At 72.5% G+C, this 23,076-nt stretch carries 18 protein-coding genes and 3 pseudogenes; 10 read left to right on the top strand and 11 right to left on the bottom strand.

What is annotated here, in order from left to right:
- Together BJF83_RS04335 and BJF83_RS04330 are read right to left on the bottom strand one after the other, a co-directional pair.
- Positions 1-1,389 (bottom strand): annotated as a pseudogene (locus tag BJF83_RS04335) (FAD-dependent monooxygenase); the annotation flags it as partial.
- Positions 1,390-1,453: 64 nt separating this feature from the next.
- Positions 1,454-2,413 carry an MBL fold metallo-hydrolase gene (locus BJF83_RS04330; protein ID WP_075925261.1) on the bottom strand — a complete coding sequence of 320 codons (960 nt, stop codon included), beginning with the start codon at positions 2,411-2,413 and terminating at the stop codon, positions 1,454-1,456.
- 272 nt (positions 2,414-2,685) lie between these two features.
- Between BJF83_RS04330 and BJF83_RS04325 the strand changes: the two genes are divergently transcribed.
- Together BJF83_RS04325 and BJF83_RS04320 are read left to right on the top strand one after the other, a co-directional pair.
- On the top strand, positions 2,686-3,225 hold the full coding sequence (locus tag BJF83_RS04325; RefSeq protein WP_075925260.1) for a MarR family winged helix-turn-helix transcriptional regulator: 540 nt from the start codon (positions 2,686-2,688) through the stop codon (positions 3,223-3,225).
- Between the two features lie 66 nt (positions 3,226-3,291).
- Positions 3,292-4,347 carry an aminotransferase class V-fold PLP-dependent enzyme gene (locus tag BJF83_RS04320; RefSeq protein WP_075925259.1) on the top strand — a complete coding sequence of 352 codons (1,056 nt, stop codon included), beginning with the start codon at positions 3,292-3,294 and terminating at the stop codon, positions 4,345-4,347.
- A 62-nt stretch (positions 4,348-4,409) separates the two neighbouring features.
- Here the strand turns inward: BJF83_RS04320 and BJF83_RS04315 are convergent, their stop codons facing one another.
- Both BJF83_RS04315 and BJF83_RS04310 read right to left on the bottom strand, forming a co-directional pair.
- The gene (locus BJF83_RS04315) at positions 4,410-4,604 is read right to left on the bottom strand and encodes a DUF1918 domain-containing protein (protein ID WP_075925258.1); all 195 of its coding nucleotides are present in this window, start codon (positions 4,602-4,604) and stop codon (positions 4,410-4,412) included.
- Positions 4,605-4,903: 299 nt separating this feature from the next.
- The gene (locus BJF83_RS04310) at positions 4,904-6,184 is read right to left on the bottom strand and encodes a GNAT family N-acetyltransferase (RefSeq protein ID WP_075925257.1); all 1,281 of its coding nucleotides are present in this window, start codon (positions 6,182-6,184) and stop codon (positions 4,904-4,906) included.
- A 194-nt stretch (positions 6,185-6,378) separates the two neighbouring features.
- On the opposite strand from BJF83_RS04310, the gene BJF83_RS04305 reads away from it, so the two are divergent.
- Complete coding sequence (locus tag BJF83_RS04305) at positions 6,379-7,389, top strand: N-acetylglucosamine kinase (protein WP_075925267.1); 1,011 nt, start codon at positions 6,379-6,381, stop codon at positions 7,387-7,389.
- A 203-nt stretch (positions 7,390-7,592) separates the two neighbouring features.
- Here BJF83_RS04305 and BJF83_RS04300 read toward each other — a convergent pair.
- Positions 7,593-8,949 (bottom strand): annotated as a pseudogene (locus BJF83_RS04300) (dihydrolipoyl dehydrogenase family protein).
- A 183-nt stretch (positions 8,950-9,132) separates the two neighbouring features.
- Between BJF83_RS04300 and BJF83_RS04295 the strand changes: the two are divergent.
- Positions 9,133-9,762 (top strand): trimeric intracellular cation channel family protein, encoded by a 630-nt coding sequence (locus BJF83_RS04295; RefSeq protein WP_075925256.1) that lies wholly within the window; start codon positions 9,133-9,135, stop codon positions 9,760-9,762.
- A gap of 41 nt (positions 9,763-9,803) precedes the next feature.
- Here BJF83_RS04295 and BJF83_RS04290 read toward each other — a convergent pair.
- Positions 9,804-10,765, bottom strand: a pseudogene (locus tag BJF83_RS04290) (helix-turn-helix transcriptional regulator).
- A 63-nt stretch (positions 10,766-10,828) separates the two neighbouring features.
- On the opposite strand from BJF83_RS04290, the gene BJF83_RS04285 reads away from it, so the two are divergent.
- A complete protein-coding gene (locus tag BJF83_RS04285) occupies positions 10,829-11,971 on the top strand; it encodes an epoxide hydrolase family protein (protein ID WP_075925255.1) in 1,143 nt (380 codons plus the stop codon).
- A gap of 362 nt (positions 11,972-12,333) precedes the next feature.
- Here BJF83_RS04285 and BJF83_RS04280 read toward each other — a convergent pair whose 3' ends face one another.
- Positions 12,334-13,272, bottom strand: coding sequence for a LysR family transcriptional regulator (locus BJF83_RS04280; protein WP_075925254.1), 939 nt, complete (start codon positions 13,270-13,272; stop codon positions 12,334-12,336).
- Between the two features lie 105 nt (positions 13,273-13,377).
- Between BJF83_RS04280 and BJF83_RS04275 the strand changes: the two genes are divergently transcribed.
- The 4 genes from BJF83_RS04275 to BJF83_RS28460 all read left to right on the top strand — a co-directional run bounded on the left by BJF83_RS04275 (position 13,378) and on the right by BJF83_RS28460 (position 16,669).
- Positions 13,378-14,307, top strand: coding sequence for a serine/threonine dehydratase (locus BJF83_RS04275; protein ID WP_075925253.1), 930 nt, complete (start codon positions 13,378-13,380; stop codon positions 14,305-14,307).
- Positions 14,308-14,481: 174 nt separating this feature from the next.
- Positions 14,482-15,153: a 1-acyl-sn-glycerol-3-phosphate acyltransferase gene (locus BJF83_RS04270; RefSeq protein WP_075925252.1), complete on the top strand. Its 672-nt coding sequence runs from the start codon at positions 14,482-14,484 to the stop codon at positions 15,151-15,153.
- A gap of 386 nt (positions 15,154-15,539) precedes the next feature.
- Positions 15,540-16,412: a calcium/sodium antiporter gene (locus BJF83_RS04265; RefSeq protein ID WP_262391308.1), complete on the top strand. Its 873-nt coding sequence runs from the start codon at positions 15,540-15,542 to the stop codon at positions 16,410-16,412.
- Positions 16,412-16,669 (top strand): hypothetical protein, encoded by a 258-nt coding sequence (locus BJF83_RS28460; protein WP_262391307.1) that lies wholly within the window; start codon positions 16,412-16,414, stop codon positions 16,667-16,669. The genes BJF83_RS04265 and BJF83_RS28460 overlap by 1 nt, the downstream gene beginning before the upstream one ends.
- Before the next feature lie 588 nt (positions 16,670-17,257).
- On the opposite strand, the gene ltrA is transcribed toward BJF83_RS28460, so the two are convergent.
- The gene (gene ltrA / locus BJF83_RS04260) at positions 17,258-18,577 is read right to left on the bottom strand and encodes a group II intron reverse transcriptase/maturase (protein ID WP_262391306.1); all 1,320 of its coding nucleotides are present in this window, start codon (positions 18,575-18,577) and stop codon (positions 17,258-17,260) included.
- Between the two features lie 760 nt (positions 18,578-19,337).
- Positions 19,338-19,973 carry a class I SAM-dependent methyltransferase gene (locus BJF83_RS04255; RefSeq protein WP_075925251.1) on the bottom strand — a complete coding sequence of 212 codons (636 nt, stop codon included), beginning with the start codon at positions 19,971-19,973 and terminating at the stop codon, positions 19,338-19,340.
- A 143-nt stretch (positions 19,974-20,116) separates the two neighbouring features.
- Between BJF83_RS04255 and BJF83_RS04250 the strand changes: the two genes are divergently transcribed.
- Positions 20,117-20,497, top strand: a complete 381-nt coding sequence (locus BJF83_RS04250) for a hypothetical protein (protein ID WP_143831781.1) — start codon at positions 20,117-20,119, stop codon at positions 20,495-20,497.
- A 209-nt stretch (positions 20,498-20,706) separates the two neighbouring features.
- On the opposite strand, the gene BJF83_RS04245 is transcribed toward BJF83_RS04250, so the two are convergent.
- Positions 20,707-22,191, bottom strand: a complete 1,485-nt coding sequence (locus BJF83_RS04245; RefSeq protein ID WP_075925266.1) for an aminopeptidase P family protein — start codon at positions 22,189-22,191, stop codon at positions 20,707-20,709.
- A 301-nt stretch (positions 22,192-22,492) separates the two neighbouring features.
- The gene (locus tag BJF83_RS04240) at positions 22,493-23,050 is read right to left on the bottom strand and encodes a GNAT family N-acetyltransferase (protein ID WP_075925249.1); all 558 of its coding nucleotides are present in this window, start codon (positions 23,048-23,050) and stop codon (positions 22,493-22,495) included.
- Between the last annotated feature and the right edge of the window lie 26 nt (positions 23,051-23,076).

The raw sequence follows: 23,076 nt of genomic DNA, 5'->3' as shown, positions 1-23,076 counted from the left end.
CGGGACCGAGCAGGAGGGTGATCTGCTCGCGCAGCAGGATCCGTACGCGGACGGGCTCCCCGGCTCCGGGGAGGGCGGCGGGGGCGTCGGGCAGGATGACGCCGGGGCAGGGGTCGGGGGTCTGCCCGCGCGGCGGGCGTCCGCCGAAGGGGCGGTCGGGGCAGGGGGTGGTGAGGGCCGAGTCGGTGTACCAGAAGGGTTCGGCCAGGCGCCCCGAGTCGACCTGGGGGTGGGCGTCGGGGTCGGTGAGGGCGCGTTCGAGGACGGTGCGCCGCCGGTCGTGCTCCTCGGGGCCGTGGGGGACGAGGAAGCGCATGGTGGCGCCGGTGATGTCCGCGTTCTCCAGGGCGGCGGCGTGGCGCTCGGTGTGGTAGCTCTCCAGGAGGTCCTCGCCCGCCCACCCGGCGCGCACGTAGGCGAGTTTCCATGCGGCGTTCTCGGCGTCCTGGACACCGGAGTTGAGGCCCCGGGCGCCGAAGGGGGCGACCAGGTGGGCGCAGTCGCCCGCAAGGAGGACGCGCCCGGCGCGCATGCGGTCGGTGACGCGGGTGTGGAAGCGGTACACCGAGTGCCAGACGATCTCGTAGGGCGTGTCGCCGATGATCCGGCGGATGCGCGCGTCCAGGCGGCCGCTGTCGCGCTCGCGGTCGAGGTCGAAGTCGGCGGGGACCTGCCAGTCGATGCGAAAGACCGAGTCGGGACAGGGGTGGATGAGCACCTGGCGGCCGGGGTTCCACTCGGGGTCGAAGTAGAAGCGGCGTTCGCGCTCCCATCCGGGCAGGTCGGCGCGGATGTCGCAGATGAGGAAGCGGTCGTCGAAGGAGGTGCCCGAGAAGTCCAGGCCGAGCGCCTCGCGGACGACGCCGCCGTGGGCGCCCAGGCAGGCCAGGGCGTGGGAGCCGCGCAGCACGGCCTCGCCGCCGGGGGTCTGGCAGCGTACGTCGACTCCGCCGTCGTCCTGGGCGATCCCGGTGACGTGGTGGTTCCACAGGACCTCGACGCCGCCTCGGCCATGAGGCCGTCGAGGACCTGCTCGGTGCGGGACTGGGAGATGTTGACGAACGGGGGCAGGGGCGAGGCGCCCGGGTCGGGGAGGCGGACGCTGAACAGCTCGCGGTCGCGGTAGAAGGTGCGGGCGGTGTCCCAGGTCAGCCCCTCCTCGGCGATGCTCCCGGCGCCGAGCCAGTCCCACACGTCCAGGACGTCGCGCTGCTGGCAGATGGCCTTGGAGCCGACGGCGTCGCGTTCGGGGCGGGTGTCCAGGACCCGCACGGGCACCCCTCGCCGCGCCAGGATCAGGGCCGCTGTCTGGCCGACCGGACCCGCGCCGAGCACCAGGACGGGTTCGGCGACGGTGTCGGCGGGGGGACGTGGAGCTGGAGGGCGCATGGTGGGCTCCGTTCGGCGTGGGACGCCCGTGCGGGGCGCGCTGGTCAGGGGGTCGGCCTCGGTGTCAGTCCTGGAGCTGGGCCCAAACCTCGCGGTCGCGCTCGGCGGTCCAGATGACGGGGCGCTCGATGCCGGAGAACTCGTCCCACAGGCGGGAGACGTCGAAGGGCAGGCAGTGCTCGAAGATGGGCCAGTGGCCGTAGGCTCCCTCCAGGGCGGTGTGGGCGGCCTGGAACGCCTCCTTGAGCGTGCCGCCGCGCCCGTGGACGGCGCCGACCTCGCGGATCATCGTGGTGAGGAAGCCGCGGGTCTGGGCGATGGCGGCGTCGACGGCGGCGCGGCCGCGCGTGACGGCCCCGCGTCCGCCGATGAGGACCTCGGCCTCCAGGGCGGCGACGCGGTCCAGGGTGGGGCCGGCCCAGTCGTGGTGGAAGGCGTCGCCCGTGTACAGGGCGGCCTCGGCCTCGACGAGGTCGCCGGCGAAGAGGATCCCTCGCCTGGGCAGCCAGGCGACGATGTCCCCCTCGGTGTGGCCGCGCCCGAAGTGCTCCAGGACCAGTTCGCCCCGGTCGCCGCCCAGGTCGATGGTGGTGCGGTCGGCGAAGGTCTGGGTGGGCCAGGTCAGGCCGGGCACGGAGTCGGGGTCCTTGGCCAGGCGGGGCATGCGGCCGAACTCGCTGGCCCAGTCCTGCTCACCGCGCTCGCGGATGAGCTCGTGCGTCTTCTCGTGGGTGAGGATGACGTCGGCGTCGAAGGCGCTGGCGCCCAGGACGCGGACGGCGTGGTAGTGGGAGAGCACGAGGTAGCGGACCGGTTTGTCGGTGTGCTCGCGCAGGAGGGCGAGCCAGTCCCGGGCGGCGGCGGGGGTGGCCAGGGCCTCGAACGCGACGACGAAGTCCTCGCCCTCGATCGCGCCCACGTTGGGGTCGCCCTCGGCGGTGAGCGCGTAGACGCCGTCGTCCAGGACCTCCAGTGTCTGCTGTTTGGCGTCGGTGTCGGCGGACGAGGCGAACGGCTTGGCCATGGTCGATGGACCCCTCACTCGCTCACGGACGGCGGTCGGCCGCCCAAATGATCAAACCTTTGATGATTCTGACCATAACGTGCCCCACGCCACACGGCCAGGGGGGCCACCACTCACCATTCGGTGATACGGATCACATCACGAGCGCACCCACCTCGCCCCGGGCGGGCCGCCCACCACGGTTCCCGATCCGCCGTGCGTCCCACGCGCCACGCGCGTGACGGGCACGCTTCGGCCGCTCCGCGCCCGAAGCCAGGCACTAGGCTGGTCGAGTGACCCATAACACCGCTCCCCCCAGCGATCTCACCTTCTGGTCCTTCGTCGACTACGCGGTGCGCAAGGCGGAACGAGAGCTGCCCTCCGTCGACGCCGAGGCGATGCGCATGGTCCTGACCCTGAACCGGGCGACGAGCATGGTCGTCTACGATCTGGAGTCCTCCGTCCACCGCCCCAGGGGGCTGACCTGGCCGGGCTTCCGAGTGATCTTCGCACTCTGGCTGGCCGGACCGATGGAGGCCAAGACCACCGCCGAGATCTCCGGCATGAGCCGTGCCGCACTCTCGGCCCTGCTCAACACCCTCGAACGCGACGGGCTGATCGTGCGCGAACGCGCCGAACACGACCGCCGCGCCCTCCAGCTCAGCCTCACCGAGGCGGGCTACGGCGCGATCCTCGGCGGCTTCCGCGCCCACAACCGACGCGAGAGCGCCTGGGCCGAGGCCCTCGAACCCGACGAACGCCGCGAACTGGTCCGCCTGCTCAACAAGCTCATGGCCGGCTCCACCACCGCACGGGCCAAGTTCCGCAGCTGACCGGGAACACCACTTCGGCCCGGATTGGCCCTTGAGCCGCCCCTCCGCGACTGTTTGCATCGAGGCATGGACGACATCAGCCGTGCCCGCCTGCACGCCGCGCGACAGCAGTTCTCCCCCGAGGTGACCTACCTCAACACCGCCACACACGGGCTCCCACCCCTGCTGGCGCGGCAGGCCCTGGAACGGTACATCCACGACGCGAGCGCGGGCCGCTTCCAGCCCTCGGACTCGGACGACGTCGTCGCGTCCGCCCGCTCCGCCTACGCCCGTCTGGTCGGCGTCCCCGCCGAGCGGATCGCCGTGGGCACGCACGTGTCCCAGTTCACCGGGACGATCGCCGCGAGCCTGCCCGCCGGCTCGGAGGTCCTGGTCGCGCGGAACGAGTTCACCTCCGTGGTCTTCCCGTTCATGTCCCGGGAGGCCGACGGGCTCCGCGTGCGCGAGGTCCCCTTGGACCGCCTGCCCGACGAGGTCGGCCCGAACACGTCGTTGGTGGCCGTGGCCGCGGTCCAGTCGGCCACCGGAGCGATCGCCCCGGTGCAGGACCTGATCACGGCGTGCGCCGACAACGGCGCGCGGCTGATGCTGGACACGACCCAGTCGTTCGGCTGGCTCCCCGTGCCCGCCGACCGCGTCGACCTCACCGTGTGCAGCACCTACAAGTGGGCGCTCGGGCCGCGCGGCGCCGCGTTCCTGACCGGCACGTCCGAGGCACTCGCCGCGCTCCGGCCGCTCGCGCCGAACTGGTTCGCGGGCACCGACCCGTGGAGCTCGCTGTACGGAGGGCCGCTGCGGCTGTCCGACGCACCGCGCCGCCTGGACCTCGCACCGGTGTGGCCCGCCTGGTACGGGCTGCTCCCGGCGCTGGAGCTGATCGAGGAGGTCGGGGTGCAGACCATCCGCGAGCACGACACCGCGCTGGCGAACCGGCTGCGGACTGCGATGGACCTGGAACCGGCCGGGTCGGCGATCGTGTCCCTGGAGGTGTCGGAGGAGGCGGCCCGACGCGCGGCGCGGGCGGGGATCGCCACCTCCGCGCGCGCCGGCCGGATGCGGGCGTCCTTCCACCTGTACAACGACGAGGACGATGTCGATCGCCTGGTCAAGGCGCTGACGTAGGAACCGGCGCCGCTGGGCGCGCCCGGGGGCCGGGCACGCCCTGGGCCGTCGCAGGCGCGGGATCAGTCCACCGGGCCGCGCTGCTCGATGACGCAGTCGGGGCCCGGGAAGATCAGGGCTTCGTGCCCGTCGTCGAACCGCACGCGGTACGGCGGCTCCCCCCGCGCTCCACGCACCTCCAGGATCTCGCCGACGTGTTCCCGCATCCCGACGACCCGGCCCCTGATCCGGACCCGGTCTCCCACAGTCGCGTGCATGTCTTCGAACTCCCCTGCGCCCGTCGCTGACCCCCGCTCCCCACGGCTCGGACGATGGTCCCGGCCCGCGGCCCGAGCGGGCCGGGCCGGAGCCCACCGCACCGAACATCGCCCTGCGTGTCCGTTTGGCGGCTCAGCGTTGTGTCTGACGGTGGAGCCCTACCCTGGACGCGTCGACTCCACACCACGCGCGGCCCGCGCGGACGGCACCCGCCACCCCGACCGGGCCGTCAGCCGGGCGCGCCGGACGTGGTTCCGCCGCCCGCGAGCCAAGGAGCGTCCGCAGTCGCCTCAACCGCCTAGAAGATCAGGCCGCACACGGGCGCGTGGGCCACCCGCAGGGCCGCGTCCAGCCGGGCCGCCGCACCGGGCGCGTGCTCGGTGACCACCCCGGCCGCCACCCGGGCGGCCAGCGTGTGCTGCCCCAGGAAGGCCGCCCCGAGATGGGACACGTCCAGGGACAGGTCGGGGGCGTCGTCGGTGAGCTCTACCCCTGCGCCGTCCTCGTCGGCCTTGATCCGCCACCGTCCGGCGTTCCACGGCGCGTACCGGTCGGCGATCTCGACCACGGTCTCGACCGACGCCGCGTAGGAGCGCTCGGCCAGGGCTGCGGGCACGTCCACCAGCCGCATCCACAGGGCGGTGATCGACACCGCGGTGATCCGCTGCCGGTCGGCCAGCAGGTTCCACAGCGGATCGTCGACCGCGGTGTTCTCCACGACGACACTGGCGACCAGGTCCCGGTTGAACACGTGGTCGTACAGGGCCACGCGCGCGGCGGGCGTGCCCGCGACCAGCTCCTGGACGCGCAGCTCGCTCTGCCAGCCCGTGCGGTCCAGCACTCTGCGCGTGCGGTACAGGGCGTACCCCACCGGACCTCGGACGTCGCTGACCAGGGCCACCTTCAGGAAGCTGCGGTCGCCGCGCACGTTCGGGGTGTCCGCGAACACGCGGTCCCACCAGACGCGCTGGCGCTGGAACCGGCCGATCCTGGCGGGGACCTCCCTCCGGAACACCTCGGCGACCTGGTCACGCGCCTGCTCCGGGGAGAGCAGTCTCAGGGTGAGCGCGGGGTCGCGGGGAGCGTCCGGGATGAGCGCGGAGTGGGGCTGGGCGACGGTCAGCGCGGACTCCGTCGAGGCGGCCCCGTACCCGAACCGGCCGTAGATGCCGCCCTCCGAGGCCCAGAGCGCCGCCAGACTCTCCCCCCGGGCGCGCAGGTCGCGGAGCTGACGGCGCATGAGCGCGCTCAGCACCCCCTTCCTGCGGTGGGTGGGCCACACGCCCACCCCGGTGACGCCCGCCACCGGCCTCGGCCCGCCGGGCATGGTCATCTCGAACGGGAAGGCGTTGACGGACCCGACGACCTCGTCGGCGTCCGTCGCCACCAGGATGCGGTCGTACCCGTGGGCGTCGATGAGCGGGCTGACGGACTCAAGCCGCTCCTCCACCGTGTCCGGCGCCAGGAGCGCCTCCCCCACCACGCGGACCACCTCGGGAAACTCGTCACGGTCGCTGCCGCGGACCGTCCACTCCGCGGCGGGGGTCCGGCTCTGGCCGGGTTCGGTTTCGTGCGTCATGGCAGTCTGCCTATCAGGAGCGCCCCTGACCCCGCCACCCGTTTTTCCTCCGGTCGCGGCACCGGGGAGCCGCGGACCGGGGAGGAGTAGTCGACTCGACGAAGGGGCACCTCTACGGTGTGACTCCTCCTTCTGCGCCCGAGCGACAGCGAAACCGGTCCGCGCGCGGAGGTCCCGCGCGTCTCGTGGTGGGAGTGGACGCGGGCGGCACGACCACGCGCGCGCTCGTGACCACCCTGTCCGGCGAACGGTTGGGCGAGTCGTGGGCGGGCGGGGCCAACCCCAACGCCCACGGCGTGATCCGCGCAGCCGCGCAGCTGACCGAGGCGGTCGAGGGTGCGCTGGACCGGGCCGAGCGCTGGGCCCGCCAGGAGGTCGTGGCGACGGTGATCGGACTGGCCGGCGTGTCGGCGCTGCGTGACCCGGACGTGCGCGCCCGGATGGAGGAGGCCCTGGCCGAGGCGGGTCTGCCGCCCGGCACGGCGGAGTTCACCGGGGACGACGAGGTGGCCTTCGCCTCGGGCACACCGCTGCCGGACGGAACGGTGCTCATCGCCGGCACCGGGGCGATCGCGACGCGGATCGAGGGTCGGCTGCGCAGCCGGTCGGCCGACGGGATGGGGTGGCTGATCGGCGACGACGGGTCGGCGTTCTGGATCGGGCACCAGGCAGCCAAGGAGACCGCGCGGCAACTGTCCCGGGGCGGGGAGCTCAGTCCGCTGGCGCGCACGGTGGCCAAGCGGGTCATCCCCGGTCAGCGTCCGGCGGGCGGGGACGAACACCGGCCCGAGGAGCACGCCCGCAACTTCGCCCGCACGCTGACCGAGGGCCCGCCGATCGCGCTGGCGACGCTGGCTCCGCTGGTCAGCCAGGCGCACACCGCGGGCGACCCGGCCGCACACGTGATCGTCGAGGCCGCCGCCGGGCACCTGGCGCACACGGTGCACCAGGTGCGCACGCCAGGGGAACGGACTCCGGTGGTGCTGTCCGGCGGGGTGCTCACGCACTCGGAGCCGGTGCGCGCCGCGCTCACCCGCAAGCTGGCGCTGGGGGCCTCGGGGACGCAGATCGCCATGGCCGGATGCACCGCGGGAGGGGCAGCCTGGCTGGCGGCCCTGCACGCGGGTGTGTCCGACACCGACCACGCGCTGCACGAGGTGTTCACCCGGCTGGGACGGCGCGGCGGTCGCAGCGACGCCGCCTGACGCCGCGGGACCGCGCGACGGGATCCGGCTCCTGCCGCCCATGCCGTTCCCGCCTGCTGGAACGCCCTGCTGGCGGCCCCGCCCGACCGGGCCGGGAGGCCGACCGCGACGTCACGGTCGGGCATGGGCGACCCCGCCGGGAGCTGGGCGAGCGCGCGGGCGGACCTGGCGGTGTCCACCGGCGCCCCGCGCCGCGCCACCGGTCAGACCCCCAGTTCCTCCAGGGCGACGAGATAGGCCTCGTTGAACGTGGGGAACTGCGGGATCGAGTCGAGCAGCACCCGGATCGGCACCCGGGTCCGGATCGCCAGTGCCGCCGTGTGGATCCACTCCGACACCAGGGGGCCGAAGGCCCACGCCCCCACCAGCACACCGAGGTCGCGGTCGGCGACCAGGCCGAGCGTGCCCTCGGGGTCGGTGGTGTAGGTCCACGGGCGGGCCAGGACCGCGGGCACGTCGACCTCGGCGGCGACCACGTCGATGCCCCGGTCGCGTGCCTGCCGCTCGGTGAGGCCGACGGCGGCGACCTCGGGGTCGGAGAAGACCACGCGGGGCACGGCCGTGTAGTCGGCGATCCGACCCAGGCCCAGGATGTTGTCGGCGACCACGCGTCCCTGGTACTTGGCCACGTGGGTGAACATCGCCCGGCCCGTGACGTCCCCGACGCCCCACAGGCCCGGCGCGGCCCGGCACCACTCGTCCACGGGGAGCGCGGCGCCCTCCAGGGCCACGCCCCAATCCTGCAGTCCGAGGCCGTCGGCGCACGGGCGTCGCCCGGAGGCCAGGAGGACCACGTCGGTGCGCACGCGCGCGCCGTCGTCGAGGGTCGAGAGCACCCCGGGGCCGTCGTGGGCCGTCGAGACCACCTGGGTCCCCACCCGCACGTCGACACCGTCGGCGGCGAACCGTCGCCCGAGCAGCGCGCACAGGCGCGGGTCCTCACGGGCCAGCAGGCGAGGGCCGCGCTGGACGAGGGTCACGTCGGCGCCCATCCGGTTGAGGAACTGGCCGAGCTCCACACCGACCGCGCCGCCGCCGATCACCAGGGCGCTGTCGGGTATGGCGGTGAGCGTGGTGGCCTCGCGGTTGGTCCAGACCCGTGCGGGGTCGAGCCCGTCCAGTCCCTCCACGGGCGGACGCACGGCGGCGGAGCCGGTGGCCACGACGACGTGGTCGGCGATCAGCTCGGTCTCGCCCACCGCCACCCGCCACGGGTCGCGCCCGGTCACCCGGGCGGCGCCCCGGAGCACCAGGCGTCCCGGTCGCGGTAACCCTGGGCCTGCGCGGTGTCGTCCAGGTGGCGGATCATCGTGTCGCGGTACTCGCGCAGGGCGGGCCAGTCGAGATCGGGTGTGCCCAGCCCGGCCGCGCCCACGGCCTCCCGGCGGGCTTCGGGCGGGCGGAGCAGGACCTTGGAGGGGATGCAGGCGTAGTAGGCGCACTCCCCTCCGATGAGGCGCGCTCGGCCACGGCGACGCGGCGGCCCGCGTCCAGGAGCCGTGAGGCGACCGTCTCACCCCCCGGGCCCATGCCGATGACGATCACGTCGACGTGCTCCATGTGCCTCAACTCCGCCCGGTGTCTGTCGGTCCACCCGATCGTGTCGCCTCTCGGCCGGTGGCGGAAGGGGCGACACGCACACCGGTCCGGGGACGCTCCGGCCGCCGAAGCGGCCCGGCATGGTGTACTTGCGGGTTGTCGCACCACATCACCCCGGAAAGGGCGCCGTCACGGCGCGGTCGCATGTCCACCCAGACCTTCCTGCTCGTCCTCGACCTGCTCGGGGTGTTCGCCTTCGCCCTCGACGGCGCCCTGACCGCGATCCGCCGGGCGCGGGTGGACATCGTGGGGGTGATGTCGCTGGGCGTGGTCACCGCGATCGGAGGGGGCATCATCCGCGACGTGTTGCTGGGGGTCACCCCGGCGACCTTCCAGGACTGGCGCTACCTGGTCACGGCGCTGCTGGGGGCCACGGTGGCGTACTGCCTCAGTTGGTGGCTGCACCACCTGACCAAGCCGATCCTGCTGTTCGACGCGGCCGGGCTGAGCCTGTTCGCGGTGATCGGGGCGACCAAGGCGCTGGAGCTGGGGGTCGGCCCCCTCCAGGCGACGATCCTAGGGGCGCTGACCGCGGTGGGCGGGGGGACCCTCCGCGACGTCCTGCTGACCCGGATCCCGACCGTGCTCAGCGCCGACTCGCGGCTGTACGCCATCCCGGCGGTGCTGGGCGCGGGGTTCGTCGTGGTCATGAGCATGACCGGGTTCGCCGCGGGGTGGGTCGCGGGCGCGGGCGCGGCGGCGTGTTTCACCGTCCGCGTGCTGGCGCTGCGCTACCGGTGGAACGCTCCGCGCCCGCCCGGAGCGCCGTCGTAGATGTACTGACCTGAGAGGCCGGTGAATCCGACGGCCGGGATTCACGTCGTGGATGCGCCACCCGCCGCACGGCGGAACCGCGTCGCGAGGCGATCGAACGCCACCGCGAGCTCGTCTCCGTCGATCACCTCGACGTCGACGTCGAGCTGCGCCATCCACAGCGCGAGCCGGTCCGGGTCGTCGGAACCCAGCTCGACACGGCACGTGGACTCGTCGACCGCCTCGACGCGACCGGGATGGGGATCTTCGCGGCGACCTTGGCTGCGGGAGCATGCACGAGCACCCGGGCGCGGTACTTCCAGGCCGCCTTGCTGACGCGTCCGACGACGTACTCGACGACATGGTCCTCCGGGATCACGCGCGGCTGGAACCGCGCACCCGTCGGTGCGTGCGCAACCATGCGGTCGACGCGGAAGACCCGCCAGTCGTCACGGTCGAGATCCCACGCGAGCAGGTACCAGAGCGGCCCCCAGCTCACCAGCCGCTGCGGTTCGACGTGGCGGGCCCCTTCGCTGCCCCCGCGCTTGGTGTATCCGAACCGGAGCCGTTCGTGGCCGCGGATCGCGGCGGCGATCACGCCGAGAACCGAGAGATCGAGCGGCGGTTTGGCCCCAGGAACGACGCTCGTCGCCTCGCGTACCGCCTCGACGCGCCGACGCAGGCGCGAGGGCAGCACCTGCTCCAGCTTCGCGAGCGCGGTGAGCGATGTCTCCTCGACGCCGAGCCCCTGGGTCGCGACCGCGCCCAGTCCGACCGCGACGGCGACGGCCTCGTCGTCGTCGAGCAGCAGAGGGGGCATCGCCGTCCCGGCGGCCAGCCGGTACCCGCCCGCGACGCCGGGGCGCGCGTCCACGGGATAGCCGAGCGACCGCAGCCTGCCGATGTCGGCGCGCACGGTCCTCGTGCTCACATCGAGCCGGTCGGCGAGCTCGGAGCCCGTCCAGTCGCGCTTGAGCTGGAGCAGGGACAGCAGTTCGAGCAGGCGGGCCGAGGTCTCCAACATGTTCCCCATCATTCCAGCAATTGCGGAACCTCACCTGCCGCATTGTCTGGGAACGTCGGTGTCATGGACGAGAACAAAACGCTCACACCGTTCCGCATCGACATCCCGCAGGCCGACATCGACGACCTGCGTCACCGGCTGGCGCACACGCGCTGGCCAATCCCCGTGCCGGGCCGAGGCGATCGCACCGACTTCAGCCGCGGCATCCCGCTGGTGTACCTGAAGGAGCTCGCCGAGTACTGGGGCGACGGGTTCGACTGGCGTGCGCAGGAGGAGAAGCTCAACGAGTTCGAACAGTTCACGACGGTCGTCGACGGCCAGACGTTCCACCTCGTCCACGCGCGGTCGACGAACCCGGAGGCCGTCCCGCTGGTCCTGAACCACGGTTGGCCGGGCTCGTTCGTCGAGTACCAGCGACTCATCCCGCTGCTGACCGACGAGTTCCACGTGGTCATCCCGTCGCTGCCCGGCTTCGGGTTCTCCACCCCGCTGTCGGGGACCGGCTGGGAGCTGGCGCGGACGACGGACGCCTACACCGAGATCATGACGCGTCTCGGCTACGCGAGGTTCGGGGCCCACGGCACCGACATCGGTTCGGGCACCACCGGCCGTCTCGCGGCGCTCCACCCGGAGCGCGTCATCGGCATGCACATCGGCCTTGACCGCGGGCGACTCGGGTTGGTCGGCGACGTGTTCCCCTACCCCGACGGTCTGTCCGCTGACGAGATCGCCCAAATCGAGGCAGTGCGCACCAAGGATGCGGCCGAGCGCGGGTATCTGGTGATGCAGAACCACCGTCCCGACACGATCGGCGCGGCGCTCACCGACTCGCCGGTCGGTCAGCTCGCGTGGATCGCCGAGAAGTTCAAGATTCGGGCCGACGGCGACGACCGGACGCCGGACGAGTCGGTCGACCGCGACCAGCTCCTCGCGAACATCAGCCTGTACTGGTTCACCCGCAGCGGCGCGTCGAGCGCGCGGTTCTACTACGAGAACGAGCACTCCGGACTCGACCTGGTCATGGGCTCCGACGTGCCGTCCGGATGGGCCGTGTTCGACACCCACCCGCTCATGCGCCGCGTGATCGACCCGGGGAAGGCGATCGGCCACTGGAGCGAGTTCACCGAGGGCGGTCACTTCCCGGCCATGGAGGAGACGGAGCTGCTCGCGGACGACCTCCGCACCTTCTTCCGCGGCATTTCCTGACTCCGCGCCAGGGCCCACGGGCCACGAGGACCTGCTCAGGGCCCGGCCGGTCCGGCACGTGCAGGACCTCGTCGACCTCGAACCCGGCGGCGTTCGGCGACGTCTCGGTCTCGTCCCGCTCGTAGAACCGCGGGGTCGGGACCGAGGTGGTCGCGGCGTGCCGGTCTCCGCTCGCGGGTCCACCCGAGCCGGGCATGCCGGGCCGGCCCTCGGGTCTGGGACGAGAACGAGCCGCCGGGCCGGAGCGCTCCCCTGACCGCCGCGAGCGCTCCGCCCGTGCGGCTTCGGCGCGGAACACCTGGGCGACGCGCCACCGCCGTGCTGGACTGGATCCCACGGCCCCGACCGCCGGCGCGACAGCACTAGACGCCGCCGTCCTCCGCGGGCGGCCCGCCCCAGTCGAGGACGCCCGCGGCGGTGCGACGCAGAGTGGCCACCATCGCCGACACCGGTTCGGAGGGCCGACGGCGGTGCACGGTGAAGATGTCCCGGGCGAGGCGGGTCCCACGGAGGGGCCGGCTGACCCAGTCCCCCCTCCGGGCTGCCCCGAGGACGCTGCGCGGGACCAGCGCCACCCCCACGCCCGCCTCGATGAGCGCCAGCGCGACTTCGTAGTCGCGCGTCTCGTAGGCCACGCCGAGCCGGACTCCGGCGGTCGCGGCGGCGGTGTCCAGGCTGACCCGGTTGGGGATGCCCGGGGCGCCGCAGATCCATTCCTCGTCGGCGAGGTCGACCAGGGTCGGGGACCGGTGCTGGACGACCGGGTGTCCCGCCGGGGCGACGACCACGAGCGGATCCACCAGGACGCGTTCGCGGTGCAGGCCGCCGACCCTGGGCAGGGGCGCACCCGGGTAGCGGTGGGTGACGAGCAGGTCGAGTTCGCCCGACGTGACCAGCCCGTACCCGCTGGGCGGCTCGATGTCCGACAGCGACAGGCGCACGTGCGGGTGGGCGCGGCCGAAGGCGGCGAGTGTGTCGGGCAGCAGCACCTTGCCCGCGCTGGCGAAGGCGCCCAGGGACAGGCGGCGCGGGGGTTCGCCCGCGATGGCGCGGACGGCGGCCTCGGCGTCGCGCAGTTCGCCCATGACGCGTTCGCCGTGGTCGAGCAGGACCCGTCCGGCCTCGGTGAGGGTGGCGCCGGTGCGTCCCCGGTCCACGAGCGGGCAGCCGACCTCGCGTTCGAGCTTGGTGAGTTGTTGGGACAGCGCCGGAGGGGTGAACGAGAGCCGTTCGGCGGCGGCGGCGATCGATCCGGCGTGCGCGATCTCGACGAGGACGCGAAGTCGGTTGGCGTCGAGCACGGGCGCTCCCTCCCTCAACGCAACAAAATCAGGTACAAAGTTCTGCTTAACAATCTTTAGCAGACCCAACTTTAAGTTAATGGTCAGTAGCGGCAGCATGGGGCCATGAGCCCGAGTACCGCGCGTGCCGCTCGCACACCCACGGCCACCGACGTCCGTGCCGCCGCCGAACGCATCGCCCCCTACGCCCGCCGCACCCCGGTCATGCGCACCGAGGTCGACGGGCGTCCGCTCACCCTGAAGTTGGAGTACCTCCAGCGCACCGGAGCGTTCAAGCTGCGCGGCGCCCTCAACGCCCTGCTCGGCGGGGAACCCACCGAACGGGTGATCACCGCCTCCGGGGGCAACCACGGCCTGGGCGTGGCCACCGCGGCCTCGCTGCTGGGCATCCGGGCCGCCGTGTACGTGCCCGAGACGGTTCCCGAGGCCAAGGCGGTGGCCCTGGCCAGGACGGGCGCGGAGATCGTGCGGGTGGGCCGGCAGTATGCCGAGGCCGCCGACGCCGCCCGGACCCGAGCCGAGGCCGAGGGGGTGCGCTACCTGCACGCCTACGACGATCCGCTGGTCGTCGCCGGGCAGGGCACGATCGGGCTGGAGATCGCCGCCGACGCCCCCGAGTGCGACACCGTCGCCGTCGCGGTGGGCGGCGGAGGCTTGGCGGCGGGTGTGCGGCTGGGCGCGGGAGAGCGGCGCGTGGTCGCGGTGGAGCCAGAGGGCTGCCAGAGCCTGCACGCCGCGCTGGCCGCCGGTCGTCCCGTGGCGGGCCCCGTGGACTCGATCGCGGCCTCGGCGCTGGGTGCGGCGATCCTGGGCCGGGTTCCGTTCGAGGTGCTGCGGGCCCACCCGGTGACGCCCGCCCTGGTCGGCGACGCGGAGATCGCTCGGGCGCAGGACCGGCTGTGGGAGGAGTTCCGGATCGCGACCGAACCGGCCGCCGCGGTGCCCTTCGCCGCGTGGCTGGCGGGCCGGGTGCCGGGGGAGAACCCGTGCCTGGTGGTGTGCGGGGCCAACGCGGACTGGCGGCGCGCCGACTGAACCCGGGAACGTGCGCGATATCCGTTGTGTGAGGTCTTCACACGCCATGGACATCCGGGTGATCGATCACCCGGGTCCGCTGCGTGAGGCCGTTCACATGCCCCAGGCCATTGTTACCCATGGGTCGCCCTTACATTGGGGTCCACATCCGACCACCTTCGTGAGGGAGAACACGTGCTCTACGGTGCGTTGCGGCAGACCGCGGCGATCCTCGCCCGGACCCTGTGCCGACCGACCATCGAGGGCCGGGAGAACATCCCCGGGACGGGAGCGGTTCTGCTCGCCAGCAACCACCTGTCCTTCGTCGACAGCGTGGTGATCCCGCTCGCGGTCCGGACGCGCCGGGTCCGGTTCCTGGCCAAGAGCGACTACTTCGAGGGCACCGGGGTGAAGGGACAGGCGACCAAAGCGCTGTTCGGGTCGCTGGGCGCGATGCCCGTGCGGCGGGGCAGCGCCCGCGACGCGATGCTCTCACTGGAGATCATGCTCGACCGGCTGCGCGACGGCGAGGCGTGCGTGGTCTACCCGGAGGGGACCCGTTCCCGCGACGGGCGGCTCTACCGGGGCCGGACGGGCGTGGCGCACCTGGCGCTGGAGTCCAAGGCTCCTGTGGTGCCGGTGGCGGTGGCCGGGACGCAGCACGTGCAGCCGATCGGCGCCCCGGTCCCCCGGCCGCACCCGTTCACGGTGCGGTTCGGCGCGCCCATGGACTTCTCCCGTGGTTACGACCACCTCTCCCCCGCCCGGGCCCGCCGAGAGATCACCGACCGGATCATGGACGCGATCCAGAGCCTGTCCGGGCAGGAGCGGGCAGGCGGGTACAACACCCAGACGTTCGAGGACTGAGTGGATTCCGGCCCCTCGCAATCCCCGCGCTCGACACGTTTCTGAGGGCACCGCCGCCAGACTGCGCCTGATCGCCGCGCGCGGGAACACGGCCAGCCCCGGCCTCGCGGGGCGGCTGCCCCCGAGAACCGGAGCGCGGCCGCGGACTTCCCGGGCCGGAGCGTCGAGGACGTGGCCGCGCACGCGCTCGGCGACCACGTCGGACGGCCGTCCATGGGCGGCGGGGATTCCACGTCCCACGGCCCCGTGCGCGCGAGGTGTTCCCCCTCCTCCTCGAACACGGGTGAGCAGGGCGTGGAACGCACGGACAGGCCCCGGCGGCGAAGGGCGCGCCGAGCGCGGAACAGCACAGTGGGATGACCGAAGGGTTTCGAGTGGACGTCTTGGTGGTTCTCGCTCTGGTGGCGGGTTTCGTTCTGTTGGTGGCCGGGGGTGAGACGCTCGTACGGGGCGCCGGCTCTCTGGCACGGACTCTGGGGATGTCCTCGCTGGTCGTGGGCCTGACCGTGGTGTCGTTCACGACATCGGCGCCCGAACTGGCGGTCAGCACCGACGCCGCGTTCTCCGGGTACCCGGGCCTGGCCGTGGGCAACGTCGTGGGCAGCAACATCGCCAACATCCTGTTGGTTCTCGGGGCGTCGGCGCTGTTCTTTCCCCTGGCGGCGGACTCGCGGGTCGTGAGGGCGGACATACCGGTGATGGCGGCCTTCTCCGTGGCTGTGCCCCTGATGGCCCTGGACGGGAACCTGAGCCGGTTCGAGGGCTGTGTGCTACTCGCCTTCCTGCTGGTCTACGTCACCGTGACGGTGCTCGTCTCCCGGCGGCGGGCGACCGGCGGTTCGGGTTCCGCGCCCGTGAGCGCCGGTTTGGCCGCTCAGGCCCCGGGCCGCGCCAACGCACGGGCGAAGCCGATCCTGGTGGACGTGGTGCTCGTGGTCCTGGGAGCGGCCCTGCTGGTGGCGGGGGCGCGGCTGCTGGTGCACGGGGCCAGCGCGATCGCGGCGGCGCTCGGGGTGAGCGACCTGCTCATCGGGCTGACCGTGGTCGCGATCGGCACGTCGTTGCCCGAACTGGTGACCTGTGTCGTCGCGGTGGTGCGGGGCGAGCGCGACATGGCGGTGGGCAACGTCGTGGGCAGCAACGTCTTCAACCTCGGCGTGGTCCTCGGCCTGACCGCCGTCGTGGCTCCCGAGGGGATCGCCGTCGCGCCGACCGCTCTGCGGTTCGATCTGCCGATCATGGCGGCGGTGGCCTGGTAATGCTGCCGATCGCCCTGACCAGGTGGGAGGTGTCCCGCTGGGAGGGCGGTCTCCTCCTCGGCTTCTACATCGCCTACATCGCCTACCTGGTCATGGAGGCCACCGGGCACGCGGCCCTGCGGCCCTTCGGCGCCGCGATGGTGTGGTTCGTCATTCCGCTCACCGTTCTGGTGGTCTCGTCCGTGACGGTCTACGAACTGACCACGCGGCGCGCGGCCACCCGGACAGCCTCTGACCCGAAGGAGTCAGCGCCGTAGTCAGGGACGGGACCGCGGGTGCGGTGAGGTCATCGTGGACGCGCTGCCCGAGGGCTGAGGGTTGGGGCGGACCGGCGCTCGTCCGCCCCATTCTGGTTCGCGGGGTCGTCAGCGGCGTGCCGGAGCCGGGGCCAGGAGGCCGGTCAGGGTTTCGGCGTCAGGGACCTCGGCCAGGCCGGTGGAGGAGGCCACCCAGCACGAACCGGTCTCCTGCCCCACCACACGACCAGGTGGGCGTGGCGGGCCTGGACGCCGGAGGCCGTGACGCGCGACGCCGCCTCCCGCCCCCGCCTGCCAGGGTCCCGTCGCGAGCCCGGACTCGGGGCAGGCCGGCGTAGGGGTTGCGCAAGGCCGCGCGTCGTCGCTCGGAGTGGGTCTGGGCGGGGTGGACGTCGGAGCGCGCGTTCCACTGGTGCGTTCGCCGCCGCGGGCGACCGGATCCGGCGGGTCGACCGGTTCGCGCCGATGGTGTGCGAGTCGGCCAGGGGCGCGGTTCCGGCGTTTCCGCACGGTCGTCTCCCCTGGCCGCTCGCCCGAACCCGGCGTGCCGGTTTCCCGGCACCGGGCTCTCCACGAGTCCCTCGGGCGTCAGGTGTTCGTCGGCCGTGTGGACCACGGGGTCGGGATCGCGTTGCCCCGATAGCGGTACCGCTGGATGGGCACTCTCGCGGGGCGGAACAGGTCCACACCCTCAGCGGTGAAACCCCACCGGTCGTGGGGCGGACTGTAGGTGCGGGCGATCCATCTCCAGTGCCGACGCCGGTGACGTCGGCGCAACCACTTCCAGACCCGGTGCCACAGGTAATGATCGAGTTCGCTGAACGCGATCTTCGAGGCACCATGGCGGTAGTAGTTGGTCCAGCCCCGCAGGATCTGTCCGAGACGGATGAAGACCACCGCGGGGTCCATGTTCATGGTCTGTCGTCCGGTCATCTCCTTGACCTTGGCCCGGACCGCCTTGGCGGCCTTGGCCGAGGGGTAGGAGTAGACCCGGCGACGGTCGGCCCCCCATTGGATGTGCCGCTGGACGCGGAACCCGAGGAAGTCGAATCCGTCGTCGATATGGACGGTCCGGGTCTTGTCCTGCGCCAGACGCAGCCCGACCTTCGCGGCCACGTCTGCGACTTCCACGCGGAGCGCTTCGGCGTGCTCGCGAGCGCCGAACACCATCACGGCCAGGTCGTCGGCGTACCTCACCAACCGGTAGGTCGCCCCTCCCCGCTTACGGTGACGGCGCCGGTGGTACTCGCTCACGTGCGTGTTCCACTTCGCGTCGAAGTGCTCGTCGATCACGCTCAAGGCGATGTTGGCGAGCAATGGTGACAAGATCCCGCCTTGTGGTGTGCCCGCCGGTGTGTCGCGCAGGAGCCCGTCACCGGTCAGGATCCCCGCATGCAGGAACGCCTTGACCAGCGCCAGGACCCGCTTGTCGGAGATCCGCCTGCGCACCCTGCCCATCAGGGCGGTGTGCGAGATCTCGTCGAAGCAGTTCGCGATGTCGGTCTCGAACACCCATTCGTATCCCGCACGGGCGTGGTGCCTGATGTCCTCGATCGCGTCCTGGGCCCTGCGTCCGGGCCGGAACCCATAGCTGGACGAGCTGAACCCGGTCTCGAAGATCGGTTCCAGCACGAGCTTGAGCGAGGCCTGGACCACACGGTCACGGGCCGTGGGGATGCCCAGGCGTCGCAGCTTCCCCCCAGCTTTGGGGATCAGCCGCTCAGCCACGGGCAGCGGGGTGAACGTGCGGGCCTTCAGATCTTCCCGGATCTGGGATAAGAACCCGGCGACACCGCCGACGGAGTTCTCGATGCCCGGACCGGTCCACCCGTCGATCCCCGCGGTGCGTGACCCCGCGTTGTCCCGTACCCGGCGCCATGCCTGGAGCAAAAACGCCGGATCGGCCACAAGGTTGAACAGATCATCGAACCGGCGGCCGGGGTCGGCCGCGCCCGATCGTGCAGCTTGGACTGAATCCCCAGTACCCGCGATGCCGCCGTGGCGGCATCGAGCGGAACGCCGGTGTTCACCGGCGTGACTCCTGACATTTCCTCTCCTTGCTGCGATGACTCGCTGCGGCCCTTCCCCAGGTGGACGGCGTTACCGTCCTCGGAGTACTACGGCCGCTCCGCCCCGTGCGGGGCCCGACAGCGGACAGCGCGCCTGCCCCTCCCCGCCGCTGGGTGCGGCGGTGGGTGCGGGCAGACCCCGCACGGTTCCCATGTTCACTTCGCTCCGGTCCTCACGGGAGGGATCCGGCTATACCCCGGCGGTCGTCGTCCCGCCCGCAGACTCGCGGGACGACCTGTCCGGTGCGGCTGGAGGCCGCAGCGGACGGGAGCCTGCTTATCGAAAGAGCCCGGCCCGCACCGCTGTCCCGCCCCCTATCCACCAGGTTTGAGGTCGGTTCTGGTTAACGAGGCGTCAAGCACCGGTTCCTTGTGTATCCCTTCGTGAGTGGCTGGCCGGGCCCGCACGGTCTGGCGGTTCCCGCACGTCCCGACGGTGTCAGGGCCGCTTGCCACCACCACACCCGCGCTTCCTGTGGCGTGGTGGCTGCCCTCAGCTTCTACCCGGCCGCTGCGACGGCCGGGCGACGGGGGTCTTTCACCCCCGTCCGGAAACGAAGCGCCTCATGGCGCACTTCGACGATCGAGTGCTCGCGGCATCAGGACCGGGTCGCCTCGCCGCGCACGTGGAAGGAGTGCGGCGCGCGGGCACGGGGGAACAGGAAGTTCTCCAGCGCGGTCACGGTGAACCCGGCGCGTTCGATCGAGGTGAGCGTGTCCCGGGCGCAGTGGCAGCCGCCGAGCAGACGCGGGCCGAAGGTCGCGTCGATCCATTGCTGTGTGCGGCACATCCGGACGGTGTCGGCGCGCACGTGTTCGAGGAAGCGCAACCGGCCGCCGGGGACCAGAACGCGGTGGATCTCCCCGAGCGCGGCGCCCTGGTCGGCGACCGAGCACAGCACCAGCGCCACCACGACGGCGTCGAACCGGCCCGCCTCGAACGGGAGGCACTCGGCACGGCCGTCGACGACGGTGATCGGCACGGGCGCGGTCGCGACCCGTCCCCGGGCGGTGCGGCGCAGGTGCGGTTCGGGTTCCACGACGGTGAGGTGGTCGACGGTGCGCGGGTAGTGGGGGAAGTTGGGCCCGTGGCCCGCCCCGACCTCCAGGACCTGGCCGTGCAGCCCGACCAGCAGCGCCCGGCGGTGTCCGACCAGTCCGGCGTCGTCCATCGCCCCCGCGGCCCAGGTGTAGAAGCGGGCGAAGAACGGATGCCGGATCCGGTCGTCCCTCATGTTCCTCACCAGAACACAGGATGCCCGGAAAAACCACCGGCCAGTGCGTTCTGTCGCGAACCCGCAACCCCATCCGCGCAAGTCAACCCCCGGCGTCCCGGGCGTCCCTCCACCGACCCGTCTCACCAGCCCAGGGAGCACCCGTGCCCGTCCCACCGCCCGCACCCGTGTGGAAGCCCGTAGCCGCCAACCTGTTCCTGGGCGTGTTCGCCCTGATCCCCCTGTACTTCGTGTCCTGGCTGGTGACCCACCTGCTGCCGATGGACTGCCGCAGCTTCGAGGAGATGGGTGCCCCCGGCATCGAGAACTGCGACTACACCACGCTCGACCACTACCCCGTCGTGCTGGGAGGGCTCGTCGTCTTCGGCGGCCTGCTCATCCTCCTGACCTTGCTCGTCGACGTCGCCGTCCCGATGTGGAGGAGACGGAGTCCAGGTCCGTGGCTGGCCTGGACGCCGCTGATCGCCGTCCCCTACCTGGTGTTCTACCTGCTCACCGCAGGGTGGGGCGGGCCCGGATCCTGACGCGTGCGTCGGGTGCGCCGCCTGGACCGGGCGTTCGCACCTGCCGAGGTGCTGGCGAAGACCGTCCCCGGAGCGCCGCCGCGTCGAGGAGCCGCCCCGGAACGGGCGGTCGGTCCCGACGGCCGTCCCGTCCGACGGATCGGGGCGTGCCAACGGCTCCGGGCCGCCTCCCCCTCGGGGAGACGGCCCGGACGCACGGGTGTGCGCGACTAGCGCGGCACGCGGTCGGCCAGCCAGGCCTCGACGTCGGCGGAGGTGCGCGGCAACCCCGCCGACATGACGCGGCACCCGTCCTCGGTGACCAGGACGTCGTCCTCGATCCGCACGCCGATGCCCCGGTACTCCTCCGGCACGGTGAGGTCGTCGGGCTGGAAGTACAGGCCCGGCTCGACGGTGAGCACCATGCCCGGCTTCAACTCGCCGTACAGGTGGACCTCCTGGCGGGAGACCGCGCAGTCGTGCACGTCCATGCCGAGCATGTGGCCGGTCCCGTGCAGGGTGTACCGCCGTTGGAGGCCCTGCTCCAGGACACGGTCGACCGGCCCCTCCAGCAGGCCCCACTCGATCAGGCCCTCGGCCAGCACGCGCTGGGCGGCCTCGTGGTAGTCGGTGAACCGTCGCCCCGGGGCGACGGCGGCGACACCGGCCTCCTGGGCGGCGTGGACGAGGTCGTACACCGCGCGTTGGAGGTCGGTGAAGGTGCCCGACACCGGGATGGTGCGGGTGACGTCGGCCGTGTACAGCGTGGTGGTCTCCACGCCCGCGTCCAGCAGCAGCAGGTCGCCGTCGCGCACCGGACCGTCGTTGCGGGTCCAGTGCAGGGTGGTGGCGTTGGCCCCGGAGGCGGCGATCGTGCCGTAGCCGACGTCGTTGCCCTCCACACGGGCGCGTAGGAAGAACGTGCCCTCCACGAAGCGCTCGGAGGTGTCCCTGGCGTTCGGCAGGGCGGCGACCACGTCGTTGAAGCCGCGCACGGTGGCGTCCACGGCCAGCTGCAGCTGGCCGATCTCCCACTCGTCCTTGACCAGGCGGTGGTCGGCCAGGGTGACGCCCAACTCCTCGTCGAGTTCGGCGGACTCGGCGCGGGCCTCGTCGTCGGCGTCGGCGCGCGCCTCGTCCACGATCGCGTCCAGTTCGGCGTCGTGGCCACGCACGATGCGCGTGGTGACGTCACCCGAGCGCAGGGCTTCGGGCAGCGCGCGCACGTCGGCGGTGGGCGCGCCCAGCAGATCGGCTGCCTCGTCCAGACTGTTGCGGCGCCCGGTCCACAGCTCACCGTAGTGGCCGAGCCAGAACTCGCCGTTGTCGCGGTTGGAGCGCGGCTTGAGGTAGAGCAGCGCGTCGTGGCCGCCCTCGGCCCGCGGGGTCAGCACCAGGCAGCCGCCGTCGGAGGTGTCGCCGGTCAGGTAGGCGTATCCGGTGGCGGCACGGAAGGGGTACTCGGTGTCGTTGGACCTGGTCAGCAGCTTCCCGGCGGGGACGACGAGACGGTCGCCGGGGAAGGCGGCGCTGATCGCGGCGCGACGGCGGGCGGTGTGCTCGGCCTGTTCGACGGGCTCCAGATCGCGGCGCTCCGTGTCGGCCCACCCCGTGCGCATCCACGCGGCGAGTTCGTCGGAGACCGACTGCGCCTGGCCGTTCTTGCGTGGGGTGAACACGAAGCCGTCCTGCTCGGGGCACTGCTGGTCGCTCACGTCGTGGCACTCCTGGGTCGCGTGACGGTCGGCCGCTCGTGGGCGGCCCGTGCGACCCATCGTACGGCGGCGCCGCCCGCCTGACCGCTCCACGGACATAGCGGCCCCCATAACGTCGGACGCGAGCGGTGGACGGACCCACGCGCATGCGTATCGCCTGCCCCAGGAGGTTCCCAGGCCACTCGCGCACCTCTCCCAGACATAGCACATAACGTTCGCATCACGCTCTGGATCGCCGGTGTGACCGTACGTTCTGGGCGGGCGCGCGTGGAGGCCACGCCCACGCTGACCGGTCGACCGGTCAGCCGTCCAGGTCCCGGGTGAAGCCGATGGCCTCCACATAGGGCCACGCCGCCACCTCGTGCCGCTCCAGACGCCGGTAGCCGAGCCGGTCGTACAGGGCGATCGCCTCGGGCTGGGAGGGTCCGGTGAACAGCCGCACCCGGGTGTAGCCCAGGTCGCGCGCGGCCCCTTCCAACGCGGCCATGATCCGGCGCGCCAGACCGCGGCGACGGTGCCGGTGCGAGGTCCAGACCCGCTTGAACTCGGCGGTGTCCGGCACGGCCGTACGCCCGTCCTCGTAGGGGCGCAGAGCCCCGCCCGCGACGACCTGGCCGTCCATCTCGGCCAGGACCACGCGACCGCGCGGCGCCGCGAACTCCGTGACCGGGTAGCGCGCCAGCTCCTCGGCGGCATCGCGCGCGCCGTAGCGCTCGGTGTACTCCTCCAGGAGTCCGGCGAGCAACCCGTCCATCCGGTGGTCGTCGTGGTGGACCCGCGTGATCCGGATCGTCCCGTCCGGTGCGGCGTCCGTCGCCGCCGCTCCCGATCCGGCGCCCGTGCCGTGGGCCTGCCTCACCGTCGTCCTCCTCGCGTGCGCGTGCA

Origin of the sequence: Nocardiopsis sp. CNR-923 (assembly GCF_001942255.1) — a bacterium.
Lineage (GTDB): Bacteria > Actinomycetota > Actinomycetes > Streptosporangiales > Streptosporangiaceae > Nocardiopsis.
The sequence above is the reverse complement of the archived record's forward strand: the minus strand, read 5'-3'. Positions and strand labels throughout refer to the sequence as shown.

Excerpts from the sequence above, each read along its gene's own strand:
- BJF83_RS04330 (WP_075925261.1), bottom strand. The coding sequence starts at position 2,413 with ATGGCCAAGCCGTTCGCCTCGTCCGCCGACACCGACGCCAAACAGCAG.
- BJF83_RS04320 (WP_075925259.1), top strand. The coding sequence starts at position 3,292 with ATGGACGACATCAGCCGTGCCCGCCTGCACGCCGCGCGACAGCAGTTC.
- BJF83_RS04315 (WP_075925258.1), bottom strand. The coding sequence starts at position 4,604 with ATGCACGCGACTGTGGGAGACCGGGTCCGGATCAGGGGCCGGGTCGTC.
- BJF83_RS04310 (WP_075925257.1), bottom strand. The coding sequence starts at position 6,184 with ATGACGCACGAAACCGAACCCGGCCAGAGCCGGACCCCCGCCGCGGAG.
- BJF83_RS04295 (WP_075925256.1), top strand. The coding sequence starts at position 9,133 with ATGTCCACCCAGACCTTCCTGCTCGTCCTCGACCTGCTCGGGGTGTTC.
- BJF83_RS04285 (WP_075925255.1), top strand. The coding sequence starts at position 10,829 with ATGGACGAGAACAAAACGCTCACACCGTTCCGCATCGACATCCCGCAG.
- BJF83_RS04275 (WP_075925253.1), top strand. The coding sequence starts at position 13,378 with ATGAGCCCGAGTACCGCGCGTGCCGCTCGCACACCCACGGCCACCGAC.
- BJF83_RS28460 (WP_262391307.1), top strand. The coding sequence starts at position 16,412 with ATGCTGCCGATCGCCCTGACCAGGTGGGAGGTGTCCCGCTGGGAGGGC.
- BJF83_RS04255 (WP_075925251.1), bottom strand. The coding sequence starts at position 19,973 with ATGAGGGACGACCGGATCCGGCATCCGTTCTTCGCCCGCTTCTACACC.